The organism is Acinetobacter sp. GW821-FHT01C12 (genome assembly GCF_059422625.1).
The window spans coordinates 553,529-565,997 of record NZ_JBWKXD010000001.1 but is presented as its reverse complement, the minus strand read 5'-3'; the positions used below and the strand labels follow the sequence as shown (position 1 = coordinate 565,997).

Annotated in this window: 12 protein-coding genes; 6 read left to right on the top strand and 6 right to left on the bottom strand. The window is 37.5% G+C overall.

The features are described 5' to 3' along the window. Nucleotides 1-3: 3 nt before the first annotated feature. Complete coding sequence (locus AC07WY_RS02815; protein ID WP_166782543.1) at nucleotides 4-756, bottom strand: HD domain-containing protein; 753 nt, start codon at nucleotides 754-756, stop codon at nucleotides 4-6. A 448-nt stretch (nucleotides 757-1,204) separates the two neighbouring features. Here AC07WY_RS02815 and AC07WY_RS02810 point away from each other — a divergent pair, with 448 nt between their 5' ends. The 5 genes from AC07WY_RS02810 (at nucleotide 1,205) to clpA (ending at nucleotide 7,034) form a co-directional block, all read left to right on the top strand. Continuing rightward, nucleotides 1,205-2,311 carry a GGDEF domain-containing protein gene (locus AC07WY_RS02810; RefSeq protein ID WP_494735924.1) on the top strand — a complete coding sequence of 369 codons (1,107 nt, stop codon included), beginning with the start codon at nucleotides 1,205-1,207 and terminating at the stop codon, nucleotides 2,309-2,311. A 114-nt stretch (nucleotides 2,312-2,425) separates the two neighbouring features. Further along, complete coding sequence (gene argC / locus AC07WY_RS02805; protein ID WP_494735671.1) at nucleotides 2,426-3,475, top strand: N-acetyl-gamma-glutamyl-phosphate reductase; 1,050 nt, start codon at nucleotides 2,426-2,428, stop codon at nucleotides 3,473-3,475. 82 nt (nucleotides 3,476-3,557) lie between these two features. Beyond that, nucleotides 3,558-4,301, top strand: coding sequence for a DUF6776 family protein (locus AC07WY_RS02800; protein ID WP_004720739.1), 744 nt, complete (start codon nucleotides 3,558-3,560; stop codon nucleotides 4,299-4,301). Between the two features lie 21 nt (nucleotides 4,302-4,322). Then, a complete protein-coding gene (gene clpS / locus AC07WY_RS02795; protein WP_004720737.1) occupies nucleotides 4,323-4,748 on the top strand; it encodes an ATP-dependent Clp protease adapter ClpS in 426 nt (141 codons plus the stop codon). 9 nt (nucleotides 4,749-4,757) lie between these two features. Continuing rightward, nucleotides 4,758-7,034: an ATP-dependent Clp protease ATP-binding subunit ClpA gene (clpA, locus tag AC07WY_RS02790; RefSeq protein WP_004720735.1), complete on the top strand. Its 2,277-nt coding sequence runs from the start codon at nucleotides 4,758-4,760 to the stop codon at nucleotides 7,032-7,034. 59 nt (nucleotides 7,035-7,093) lie between these two features. On the opposite strand, the gene AC07WY_RS02785 is transcribed toward clpA, so the two are convergent. Then, nucleotides 7,094-8,002, bottom strand: a complete 909-nt coding sequence (locus AC07WY_RS02785) for an alpha/beta hydrolase (RefSeq protein ID WP_419334163.1) — start codon at nucleotides 8,000-8,002, stop codon at nucleotides 7,094-7,096. A 221-nt stretch (nucleotides 8,003-8,223) separates the two neighbouring features. Between AC07WY_RS02785 and AC07WY_RS02780 the strand changes: the two genes are divergently transcribed. Continuing rightward, the gene (locus AC07WY_RS02780; RefSeq protein WP_004720731.1) at nucleotides 8,224-8,577 is read left to right on the top strand and encodes a YnfA family protein; all 354 of its coding nucleotides are present in this window, start codon (nucleotides 8,224-8,226) and stop codon (nucleotides 8,575-8,577) included. A 13-nt stretch (nucleotides 8,578-8,590) separates the two neighbouring features. Here the strand turns inward: AC07WY_RS02780 and AC07WY_RS02775 are convergent, their stop codons facing one another. From AC07WY_RS02775 to AC07WY_RS02760, 4 genes are all read right to left on the bottom strand, one after another. Beyond that, nucleotides 8,591-9,658 (bottom strand): hypothetical protein, encoded by a 1,068-nt coding sequence (locus AC07WY_RS02775; RefSeq protein ID WP_419334165.1) that lies wholly within the window; start codon nucleotides 9,656-9,658, stop codon nucleotides 8,591-8,593. A 134-nt stretch (nucleotides 9,659-9,792) separates the two neighbouring features. Continuing rightward, nucleotides 9,793-10,023 (bottom strand): hypothetical protein, encoded by a 231-nt coding sequence (locus AC07WY_RS02770; RefSeq protein ID WP_004720727.1) that lies wholly within the window; start codon nucleotides 10,021-10,023, stop codon nucleotides 9,793-9,795. Between the two features lie 242 nt (nucleotides 10,024-10,265). Further along, nucleotides 10,266-11,348 (bottom strand): tRNA (uridine(54)-C5)-methyltransferase TrmA, encoded by a 1,083-nt coding sequence (gene trmA, locus AC07WY_RS02765; RefSeq protein ID WP_494735670.1) that lies wholly within the window; start codon nucleotides 11,346-11,348, stop codon nucleotides 10,266-10,268. A gap of 162 nt (nucleotides 11,349-11,510) precedes the next feature. Next, the gene (locus AC07WY_RS02760; protein ID WP_004821316.1) at nucleotides 11,511-12,410 is read right to left on the bottom strand and encodes a LysR family transcriptional regulator; all 900 of its coding nucleotides are present in this window, start codon (nucleotides 12,408-12,410) and stop codon (nucleotides 11,511-11,513) included. Nucleotides 12,411-12,469: the final 59 nt, after the last annotated feature.

Genomic DNA, 12,469 nt, shown 5'->3' with positions numbered 1-12,469 from the left:
GATTTAGTCCTTAAAAATATTCATTTGAATCATGCTTGAAAGTCCGAGTGTATGCATTAAAGCAGTTCGTGATTGAGGGTTTCTTTTTGCTTCAATTGAGATAAGTTTACGCATTTCTGAATTAAAATGTACCCGCGGATATTGGCTTAAAATTTTGTTTTTAAAACTGTTTGAAAATAAGCTGAGATCAGTCCCAATTACATCACATGAAGTGGCTTTTTGTAGTAATAGCACTTCTTTAGAAAGGTTGTGATCACTTTCATCTAAGCTGCCATTCATATGTAAACAAATCGCATTTGAAATATTATCCATTTTGTCTATGGGATAATAGTGTTTGCTACAGAGGGTTTCTGCTCTTAAGGCGCTTTCAAAGCTAAAACATTGACATGCATATTGATCCAAATGATTAACCAATCCTAAATCATGCATCAAACATGAAATAACAAGACTCTCTTGGTCAAATTGCCACTGTTTGGTGTGGGCGATAGCAACAGCCCAAAAATAGCTTCGCCAAGAATGATTGATGATCGCTTGAGAGGCTGTTTGTTCTAATTCGTTCATCGCTTCTTTGACAATTGCTGTGTCAGGAATCTGAAAACTATCCAATGTAAATGAAGTTGAATCATGATTCGCCTTTCGAAATGTTTTGCCATAGTTCAGTGTGGCAGGAATGAGAACTTGTTTTATAAGCTGAGTTTTTTCTTTAAAGCTAAGTTTTCCATTACTTGTATTCATCCACGTTCGTGATCCAATCATGACCAATACGTCCTTTTGTTAATTTTAGAGTAATTACTCTAAATTATTATGCATAGATCATTTAGCAAGACAAGACCGTTTTCTTTGAATTTGTTTGAATAGTCTTTTATGCCAAAACAAGATTTAAAATGAAAAGGTTTGTTTTTATCATTTTTTAGAGGTTTAATTTGATGATTTTATAGGCGATGTCATTAAATTACATGTTTATTTGTGTATTTATCATCATGAATTTTAAGTGATGGTATAATGCCTTAAAAGTATTTCTTAATAAAAGCAGTTAAATTACAAAATAGTCTGATTATTTTAAGCATAAGTTGGGAGTGAATTAAAAAATACTCTAAACTTGGCGACTTGCCAATATTTCCTATTTCTTATCATAAAGATATCAGACGTGAATTTTGCAGATACTCATTACTTTATTTTGATTGTACCGGTCTGCCTGATATTAATGGGCAGTTTACTTTTGATCTGCCATTACTTTTTTAAAGCACCTACTTATTTATTTTGGTTGGGTCTTGGATATATCGTGCCATCTTTTTCTTTAACTGCACAAAGTTTTATGTCTAACCTACAATTAACAATTTCTGCTCCACTTTTAGGTGGTTTATACCTATTTGGCGCGTGGGCCAGTGCATATACTATGGCATTGAGAAAGAATGCTAGTTCACACGCTTTAGTCGCTTTTTTCTTGATCTTTATCACAATATGCTTGTTGGTCTATTATGCTTTTGTTGATGAACAGCTATGGATCCGGATGCTGATTTTAAACCTGAGCATTGCCACAGTTGAATCCTTAGTTTTAGTATCTATTTTTAAAGATGATAAGCAAAGTGATTGGTTAAATAAGCTGGTCGATTATTCCTATCTTTTTATCGTTGTATATACTTTTGTCCGTGTCATTATTATTTTCTTTTTTTTGAAAAATATTGAAGCCAGTATGCTTGTGGATTCTGTATGGTGGTTAATGATGCTTGCTGCCAGTATTATCCTGAGCATGTGGTTTGCGATCGTACTTTTGGGAACATTAGTTCGAGATATTATTTTTAAATTAAATGATGAACGTTGCAGAGATCCATTAACACATTTACTCAATCGTCGTGGATTTTATGACGCAGCTAAAATAAATTTAATCGATTTACCAGAAAAGCAATATTTTTTGTTGATGTGTGATGTCGATCATTTTAAGAAAATTAATGACACCTATGGACATCTGGTGGGTGATCAGATTTTGCAGAGTGTAGGTCGTCTTGTCAGTCAGCATGTTGGTGAAAAGGGCTTAGTGGGGCGTTTTGGTGGTGAAGAGTTTATTGTTTTATTACAAGTTGAAGATCTCAGTGATGCCTATAAAATTGCTGAGCGTATGCGGACTGCTATTGAAACTGAGCAATTTTTAACTCAACCCATCTTATTGACAGCCAGCTTTGGTTTAACACAAGTGCGACATCGTAATTTAGCCAGCGGTATAGAAGCTGCTGACAAACTTTTGTATGTCGCCAAACGTAGAGGGCGCAACTGTATTGCGCAAGATGCATCAATTGAACTTATGCGAATTTAACTTTGTCATAATGCTAAAATATCATAAAAACCCAGTAAAATAGTTTAGAAAGCATCAACTTCCTGTCATACTACAGCACTACAAAATGGATACTTTTAAATCGAGGTAAAAAACGTGATTTCAGTGGGTATTGTCGGTGGAACAGGTTATACAGGCGTTGAATTGTTGCGTCTTTTACTACGACATCCAAATGTTCAAGTGAATGTACTGACATCACGTACCGAAGATGGTCGCCGTGTAGATGATATGTTTCCAAGCTTACGTGGACACACCGAGCTTAAATATTCAGATTTAAACATTGATGAATTAAAAAAATGTGATGTTGTGTTTTTTGCGACCCCGCATGGTGTGGCAATGCAACATGCGCAACAACTCTTGGCAGCAAATACCAAAGTTATCGATTTAGCCGCTGATTTTCGCTTGCAGAATTTAGCACAGTTTGAAAAATGGTATGGGATGCAGCACGCTTGTCCAGAAGTACTGAAAGATTCTGTATATGGTTTATCTGAACTTAATCGTGAACAGATTAAAAATGCCAATGTTGTCGGTAATCCTGGCTGTTACCCAACCACTGTACAGTTGGGATTAGCGCCACTTTTTAAGCAAGCTGAAACATTGGTTAAACCAGAAAGTATTATCATTGATGCGAAATCTGGTGTATCAGGTGCGGGGCGTAAAGCTAGTCTAGGCATGATTTATTCAGAAAATGCTGATAATTTTAAAGCCTATGGCGTTGCTGGACATCGTCATCATCCTGAAATTGTAGAAGCATTAGAAAATATTTCGGGTCAAAAAAATCTATTTGATCAGATTCTTTTTGTGCCGCATTTGGTTCCGATGATTCGTGGTATGTTCAGTACAATCTATGTTGATTTGACAGAGCAAGGTGCAGCAGCAGATTTACAAAGTCTTTATGAAAAATTTTATGCAAATGAAATATTTGTAGACGTAATGCCTGCAAATAGTTCACCAGAAACACGTTCTGTACGTGGTGCAAACCAACTCAGAATTGCACTGTATAAACCGCATCCGAACAAGTTAATTGTTTTGTCTGTTCAAGACAATTTAGTCAAAGGTGCGGCAGGACAGGCTGTACAAAATATGAACTTAATGTTTGGTTTTGCTGAAGATGCTGGTTTACAAGGTATCGGATTATTACCATAAAAAACGCTTTATGGCTTCACACACATATAACTTTGCGGTTAAATGTGTGTTTTGATTCTATCAATAATACTTAGAGATGATGATGCAGAACACAGAAACAAATACCGCGTCACAACCAGCTCAAGCACCGAAAAAGCCTTTTTTAAAAGGGAATATGCCTTTGGTGATCGGTGGGGTTGTATTATGTGCTGGCAGTGTACTTTTAGGTTATACGGTTGGACATCGCCAAGGGCTAACGGTAGTCGGTTTTGATGCAGATGCAGAACAGTTGGTAGAAGTTGTGAAGCAACAAAAAACAACGCTGGCTAATTTAAATAAAAGCTTAAATGCTGCTGTACAGGAACGAGATGTGGCTGTTTCGAACTCTAACGATTTGTTAGAGTCATTGAACAAAGCCAATGCTGAAAAATCACAAGTTGATGTGATGAGTGCGATTTATCGTGAAGTGTTAAAACAACGTGGCGGTTTGAGTTTAACCATTCAAAACTTGGCGGTTAAGCCATTACCAGAAAACGCTTATGAATATCAGCTTGATCTTATTCAAGTTAGCCCAAGACGTGCGACGGGTTCTGTTGAAATTCGTTTGATTAGTGGTACTGAGGTGTTAACAGTGCCAATGGCAGATGCGAATTATAACTTTACTGATTATGAGCGCTTGACTGGACGTTGGACCATGCCTAAGGGCTTTAATCCACAATTTATCGAAATCCGCCTAAATGGTGCCACGCCAGTGGTTAAACGCTTTAGTTGGTCACGTGGGCAAGCTGTAGACAGTGCAGCTGCGTTTGCAGCAGAGGTTCCTCAAGCTGCGGCTAATTCTCAATAAATCATAAGTATTTTGAAAAATATGCGAACTAATAAACGTCAAATGAGTTTAAATGAAGTGAAATCATCATTCCGTGATTCAGGATTTATAGATTGGCACTTGAGTATTCGTATAAGTAATTCAGAAGATCCAAACCATCCAGACCATGATCAAGCAGATGTTGCAGTACAAACTGCGCCACCTGAAGTGAAGCGACCACCGATGTATTCTGTCGTTTTATTGAACGATGATTACACTCCGATGGACTTTGTTATTGAAATTTTACAACAATACTTTGCTTTGAATCTTGACCAAGCCACTCAAGTAATGTTAACAGTACATTATGAAGGAAAAGGTGAAGCTGGTGTTTATCCAAGAGACATTGCGGAGACTAAAGCCAACCAAGTTAATAACTACGCTCGATCTCAAGGTCATCCATTGCTTTGTCAGATTGAGCCAAAAGAATAAGGGGGTTTCATGCTCAGTCGTCAATTAGAAGTTTCACTCCGTTTGGCTGTTAGCATGGCTCGTCAAAAGAGACATGAGTTTCTTACGGTTGAACATTTATTATTGGCTTTACTTGATAACGATTCAGCGGTAAATGCCTTAAAAGCATGCGGTGCTGAAATTATCAGTTTGCGCAAAGAGTTAGAGGAGTATGTAGAACAACATACCCCTAAACTAGGAGAAAACAACGACCAAGCCCCTCATCCAACTGAAAGTTTTGACCGTATCTTACAACGTGCAATTTTCCACGTTCAGTCAAGTGGCGGTGATCGCACAGTAGAGGGTGCAGATGTACTGGTTGCGATGTACTCTGAGCGAGATTCTTTTGCCGTTTATTTGCTAAAACGACATCAAATCAATCGTTTGACTTTAACCCAATATTTGTCACACGGTGCGCGTAAAGAAGAAATTCAAGTTGAAGAAGAATCTGATGATTTAGAAGGTGAATCAAATGCTTCAGCAAATGCTGGACCACTTGAACTTTATACTTTGAATTTGAATATTGAAGCGCAAAAAGGCAAAACTGATCCTTTAATTGGGCGTGAAAAAGAAATTGAACGAACTGCTCAAATTCTTTGCCGTCGCCGTAAAAACAACCCATTGCTTGTGGGTGATCCTGGTGTGGGTAAAACATCGATTGCTGAAGGTCTGGCATGGTTGATTGTGAATGGTAAAGCACCTAAGCCACTTGCGACTGCTGAAGTGTTTAGTTTAGACATCGGTGCATTGGTTGCAGGTACAAAATACCGTGGTGACTTTGAAAAACGCTTGAAACAGCTTCTCAATGCTTTGAAAAAGAAACCAGAAGCAATTTTATTTATTGATGAAATTCATATGATCATTGGTGCTGGCTCAAGTATGGGCAGTACCATGGACGCATCGAATTTAATCAAACCTGCGTTGGCGAATGGTAGTTTACGTTGTATTGGTTCAACCACTTTCCAAGAATATCGCCAAGTATTTGAAAAAGATCATGCACTATCACGTCGTTTCCAAAAAATTGATGTGAATGAGCCTTCTATTTCAGAGACAATTGATATTTTGCGTGGTTTGAAAAGCAAGTTTGAAGATTTCCATCATGTTAAATATGAAGATACTGCGCTAGTTTCAGCGGTTGAGTTGTCTGCTAAATTTATTAATGATCGTTTCTTGCCAGACAAGGCGATTGATGTGATTGATGAAGCTGGTGCACAGCGTCGTTTAAAAGCTGAACAAGATGATACCTTGATTACAGTTGAAAATATCGAAGATATTATTTCGAAGATTGCACGTATCCCGCCAAAAACAGTATCTAAAGATGATAAATCGGTACTTGAATATCTAGAGCGTGATCTTAAGCGTGTGGTATTTGGTCAAGATGAAGCGATTACAGCTTTGGCTTCTGCGATTAAACTGTCACGTGCAGGTTTGAAAGCGCCAGATAAACCAGTGGGTAGTTTTGTTTTTGCAGGTCCTACAGGTGTTGGTAAAACTGAAGTGACCAAGCAACTGGCAAAATTGTTGGGTGTAGAGCTTGTTCGTTTCGATATGTCTGAATATATGGAACGACATGCGGTTTCTCGTTTGATTGGTGCGCCTCCAGGTTATGTTGGTTATGATCAAGGTGGTTTACTGACTGACGCGATTCATAAGAATCCGCACTGTGTCTTGTTATTAGATGAAATTGAAAAAGCACATCCAGATGTCTTTAACTTGTTATTACAAGTCATGGATCATGGTGCTTTAACCGATAACAATGGACGTAAGTCTGATTTCCGTAATGTGATTATTGTATTGACTACCAATATCGGTGCTGAAAGTATTTCTCGTAACAGTATCGGTTTTACTGAGCAAGACAATAGTAATGACAATCAAGAAGCGATGAAACGTGCATTTGCACCAGAGTTCCGCAATCGTTTAGATGGTGTCATTCAGTTTAAAGCATTGCCTACCACAGTGATTGAGTCTGTTGTTGATAAATTCTTAACCGAACTCCAAGCGCAGTTAGATGATAAAAAAGTGGTACTGGAAGTTGATCAATCTGCTCGCGATTGGATGGCTGAGAATGGTTATGATCGTTTAATGGGTGCTCGCCCAATGCAACGTTTGATTCAAGAACATTTGAAGAAACCACTTGCTGAGATGATTCTATTTGGTGAGCTTGCAGATCATGGTGGTAACGTTGCTGTCTCTGTGAAGAAAGAAAATGGTAAGGCGGTAGGGCTTACATTAGAAGTCTTTGAAGATCAGACTGCTGAACCAGCATAGTTGTGAATGAGCTTTAAAATAATCCGCATTGATTGCGGGTTATTTTTTGAATTAGACGCTTATAAAATATCAATTTTCTTTAACCAAGCTAGGAATAATGCTGGCCATTGTGTTGTTTCAGTATTGGCTTTGCCTAAGCCCCAACCATGTCCACCATTTTTGAAAAGATGTAATTCATAAGTGATCTTGTGTTGCTGCAAAGCGGTTTGCATATTGAGACTATTCTGAACAGGTGAAATCGGATCATCAATGGCATGGGCTAAAAAGGTTGGAGGTGTATTCTGTTTGACTTGTAAATCTACTGAAAGCAAGATTTGTTTGGCTAAATCATGTTTTGATCCAAATAAGCTTTTATAAGCATGGGTATGATCTAGCGGCGCTTGCATACTAATGATTGGATAGAGTAGCGCCATAAAATTAGGCCGAGCGGAAATTTGATCAATCGGATCATTTAAACTCAAAAATTGTTGTTGCCATTGTGTCGCAATGATTCCAGCTAAATGCCCACCTGCGGAGAAACCCAGTACACCAATTTTGTCTGGATCAATGTTGAATTGATGTGCATGATAACGAATGACACGCAGGGCTCTTTGGCCATCTTGAAAGGGCGCAAGCAGATTATTGCCATCCTGATTAGGTAAGCGGTAGATTAATTCAAATACGGTAAATCCCTGTTCTTGTAAAAACTGTGCAGTTGGCGTGCTTTCTTTGGCCAATTCCTCTCTGGCATAACCCCCACCACTAATAACTAAAATAGCGATGTGATTGCTCTGTTTGGGGGAATATACGCGCAGTTGAGGAGAGGTGATATGCTCAATAGCACCATGCTTATTTATCGTATATTGTTCACTGGATGGTGCCAGTATTGCACTATTGGGCCACAGGGGAAGACTCAGTGTTGCTGCATCTACATTTTGGCTAAGCCAGAGGAAAATGAAGAAATTAAACACGAAATGATTTATTTTCATCCATAAAAAACCAAAAAAATGTAGATACTGATATTTTATCCTATTTTAAACAAGGCAAATTCATCAACATATTTTAAAAATGTATGCTTTTGTGGATGAGGCAAACAACAACTACAATTTATAGATAAAAGCTTAGTTGTTTTAGTATGCTCAAAATTTTATTACTTAGCTCGCGTGAAAATCACATATACTCTAACTTCATGATTATTCTTTGAGTATCAATGGACATTGCATTTACTAAAATTTTAACTACGATTTTATTATTTCTTGTCACAGCTGTTGCAGAAATTTTAGGTTGTTATTTTCCTTATTTGATTCTGAATCAAAATAAAAGCCATTGGTTATGGATACCTACCGTTTTAAGTTTGGCAGTATTTGTCTGGCTATTGACCTTGCACCCGGCTGCTTCAGGGCGTATTTATGCTGCATATGGCGGTATCTATATCTTTAGTGCACTGATGTGGCTGAAATTTGTCGATCAAGTCAGCCTAACTCGCTGGGATTTGTTTGGTGGATGTATTGTAATCATTGGGGCTTTGGTGATTATTCTGCAACCGCAAGGGTTGATTCGTTAAGTCTCCAACAGCATTATCCTGAAGTATCTTGTGTTGTTTCAAGCTGGCTGATCTTACATACTTTGGGAATTGCTTTACGGTATGCAGCATAATCCTGTTTATATTGTTTAAACCATTTCTGATATTCAGGATTTAGCCTTAAATTGGCAAGATTGGGCTCATTTTCAAATGAGGATGGTTCTGTATTGTTCTCATCAGAAAATTCTAATTGTTTTAAGTAGGACAATGCTCGATCCGTTTGACCAAGCAGCGCATAGAATTCAGCGAGAAATTCCTTTTCTCGCTGAGTTTGCTTACGATTCTTATTCACCACAGCTTCAATTTTAGCCTGATTATCACGCAACCATTTTTCAGCAAGTTTCGGGTCTTCACGATTGAGATATTTAAAATATTGTTGAGCTAAAATAATAAAATTTCCTGCATCGAACGCTTGATTGGGATCAGATAAATAGTGAAATAAAGGCTTTTTAAGTATATTGATGAGGCGTTTTTGCTCATTCTCATCACGATGATATTTCTGTAACAGCATCAGCTTGTCACTGAGTACAGCATAATAATTTTTCTCATACTCCTCATTGTCTGGTTGCAACTTCATTAAGGTCTCAAATAATTGTTCAGCCTTTAGCAAATAGTTTAGACGTGGCGTTGGGTCTATGTTTTTCCGATAATACACTGACATTTGTGCATAGAATAAACCTAAATTATTGATTGCGATTGTATCGTTAGGATCACGTTTTTTTAACGCAAAATACGTCTGCTCAGTAAATTCTTGAAAAGGCTGAGAGAGCGTGGTGCAGTGTTGTTCAAGCAAATATTCAGCATATCCAGAAGTCAGAATCGCATAGTTGTGTAAATAGACGGAATCGTTATATTCAATGTCTTTGGCTTTTAACAGTTTTTGCACATTGGGTTGGGCTTTCTGGATTTGAGCCTTAATCTGTGGTTCAAGTTTGGCAAGATTTTTGGTTGCTAATACTTGATCAGTTAAATCTTCTATGGCTTGAATCTCATCATCGTTGATATCTGCATAGATAATTGAAGCGTTGAGTGATAATAAAAAAATAACAATTTTAATTTTCATTGTTGATTCTGCGTTTATCTATTCTTTGAAATAATTGTATACAAGCCAAGGAAAAACATCAAAAGTTGTTCTATTGGAATTAAAAAAGCATCCAGTAAACTGAATGCTTTTTCTTTCTTAGCGGTCATCCATGACTATTGAATAGGTGGATGCTGTAATTGGTTTAACTCTTTTTTACTGAAACCTCTAGAGATAAGTACCTTTTTAATCCCAGTAATTACATCCTGATCTGTCGCTTTCATCAACGCTGATAAAAGTTGATCATTGGATTTACAAGAGCAATCATTTTCAACACATGCAATTTGATTTTTATGTTCATTTTGCAATGTATCTTCAGCCGTAAACAGCTTTTGCCAAAAACTCATAGAGCCTTCATACACAACCTAACATAGTTCGAAATATAGCCGTTTTTTAATAAAATACAAGATCTGAGCGAAATAGATGGTCGAGTTATAGGCTGATTTTTTCGATGATTTGATATGTTTTAAACGGTTTGTTAAAAGGCCATGTTTTAAATGATTTATAACTTAATGATATATCAATAAATAATTTAAAGAAATAACTGCCACACTAATTTACATGGCAGTCTAATCTTGTAATAAATTGTTTAAATTTTTTCGAGAAGAACCCCAGATTCTACATGATGGGTGTAGGGGAATTGATCAAACATCGCAAATTTCACAATTTTATGAGTTTTAAGCAAGGTTTTTAAATTGTCGTGTAATGTATCTGGATTGCATGAAATATAAAGAATACGTTGAAAACCTTGCAATAGCATTAACGTATCGTCATCAATCCCTGCACGTGGTGGATCAACAAAAACTGTATCAAACTCATAGCCCTGAATGTCTATTTCTGCTTCTTGTAAACGGCGGAATTCACGTTCTCCGTTATAGGCCTGAGTAAATTCTTCTGCTGACAGGCGTGCAACTTGAATATTGTCGATCTGATTCTGTTGAATATTCCACTGTGCCGCATAGACCGAAGATTTCGCTAATTCAGTTGCCAAAACACGGTTAAAACTCAAGGATAAGGGAAGGGTAAAGTTACCATTACCACAGTACAATTCGAGTAGGTCTTTATTTTCACCCTCTACTGACTGACACGCCCATTGCAACATTTTTTGGCAAACTTGTGCATTGGGTTGAGTAAAGCTACTTTCAATTTGCTTATATTGAAATTTACGCTCAAAGACTTGTAATTCTTCAACAACAAATTCATCGGTTAAGACAACTTTTTGTCCGCGACTGCGACCAATAATTTTAACATTCAGCTTATCAGCCAATTGTTTTGCTAAAACTTCCCATTCTTCACTCAGTGGCGCACGGTAAATCAATGAAACCAGCATTTCGCCCTTGAGCGTTGCTAGAAAATGCACTTCAAAAAGCCGTTTTGATAAGATTGAATTGGCTTTTAGCTCAGCCAATAAAACTGGCATAAGCTGATTTATACTTTGATCTGCGATCGGAAATTCATCGATACGAGCAACGGTTTTCTGTTGATTTTCATCTCGTTCAAACATGGCATAGAACATATCATCGTCAGTATGCCAAATTCGGAATTCTGCACGCATACGGAAGTTTTGTTCAGGTGAAGCAAATACTTCTAACGAAGGTGGATTAAATTCTGCGAATTGAGTTTGGATTCGTTCAATTTTGGCATCAAGCTGTTGTTGATAAGATGAAGTCATATAAATCAGAAAAACATTGGAATTAAGCAGTAGCGATGGTATCAAAAATAGCACCAGATGGACACCAGATTGCAGTCCATCTTTGTCAATTTATTTAGATCGGCTTGTCTATTGAAATAATCCTAGGATTCTTTAATCAAAGTGACGATGAAGATAAGTTACTCAACACTTACTTAAGTGCTTAACCAAATAGTCAATAAAGACTCTTACCGCAGGAAGTAAGCCTCGGCGAGAAGGGTAAACAGCGTGAAAGATCCCGTGTGGTGCTTTCCATTCAGGTAAGACACGAACCAATTCGCCTGTGGCGACAAAATCATTAGCAATCGTATCTGGAAGTAAGGCAATACCACAATTTTGGCTGGCTAATTTTGCCAGCATCATTAAATCCGACCCCATGAGTATCGGGTTAACTTTAATTTTTTTCTGTTGATTTTCACTATCATGTAACACCATTTGTTGATCTAAGTGCTCATCAACCATACTTAAAATTCGGTGTTCAGATAAATCTTCTGGTTTTTTGAGCATACCAAATTCATTTAAATAGGCTTGGCTTGCAAGAAGGTGCTGTTCAATATGTCCAAACTTTCTCAGCACTAAGCTCGGGTCATCGTCCAGATTTGCGCGCACACGCAAGGCAACATCAAAACCTTCATTGATGATATCTACTCGGCGATTACTGACTAAAAGTTGTACTCTGATTTCAGGATAAGTTTTTAAAAAGTCAGGAAGGATTTTGGACAATTCACTTTGCGCAACGGTCACAGGTACACTGACTTTAATCACACCACGTGGTTGTTCACTGAGATGATCAACCAGATCATGCGCTGATTGTGCTGCATTCATCATCACTTGGGCATGGCGGTAAATATTCATGCCAATGTCTGTAACTGCGAAATGACGTGAACTTCGTTGAATTAAACGAACCCCTAATTTTTCTTCTAAATTATATACACGGCGACTGAGCTTGGATTTAGGAATATCCGTTGCACGTTCAGCCGCACTAAATCCCCCATGCTCTACAACCAAACCAAAGCAGTAAAAGTCATCCAAATCAGTGAGCATAAATACATTCCATAATTGCAACAATGACGCACTATTAAACTTAATTGTTGCATCAAGTC

Bases quoted from the DNA above. Each gene is read 5' to 3' on its own strand.
- AC07WY_RS02775 (WP_419334165.1), bottom strand. From the start codon at position 9,658: ATGAAAATTAAAATTGTTATTTTTTTATTATCACTCAACGCTTCAATT.
- AC07WY_RS02810 (WP_494735924.1), top strand. From the start codon at position 1,205: ATGGGCAGTTTACTTTTGATCTGCCATTACTTTTTTAAAGCACCTACT.
- clpS (WP_004720737.1), top strand. From the start codon at position 4,323: ATGCGAACTAATAAACGTCAAATGAGTTTAAATGAAGTGAAATCATCA.
- AC07WY_RS02780 (WP_004720731.1), top strand. From the start codon at position 8,224: ATGGACATTGCATTTACTAAAATTTTAACTACGATTTTATTATTTCTT.
- AC07WY_RS02815 (WP_166782543.1), bottom strand. From the start codon at position 756: ATGATTGGATCACGAACGTGGATGAATACAAGTAATGGAAAACTTAGC.
- AC07WY_RS02760 (WP_004821316.1), bottom strand. From the start codon at position 12,410: ATGCTCACTGATTTGGATGACTTTTACTGCTTTGGTTTGGTTGTAGAG.
- trmA (WP_494735670.1), bottom strand. From the start codon at position 11,348: ATGACTTCATCTTATCAACAACAGCTTGATGCCAAAATTGAACGAATC.
- AC07WY_RS02800 (WP_004720739.1), top strand. From the start codon at position 3,558: ATGCAGAACACAGAAACAAATACCGCGTCACAACCAGCTCAAGCACCG.
- AC07WY_RS02785 (WP_419334163.1), bottom strand. From the start codon at position 8,002: ATGAAAATAAATCATTTCGTGTTTAATTTCTTCATTTTCCTCTGGCTT.
- AC07WY_RS02770 (WP_004720727.1), bottom strand. From the start codon at position 10,023: ATGAGTTTTTGGCAAAAGCTGTTTACGGCTGAAGATACATTGCAAAAT.
- clpA (WP_004720735.1), top strand. From the start codon at position 4,758: ATGCTCAGTCGTCAATTAGAAGTTTCACTCCGTTTGGCTGTTAGCATG.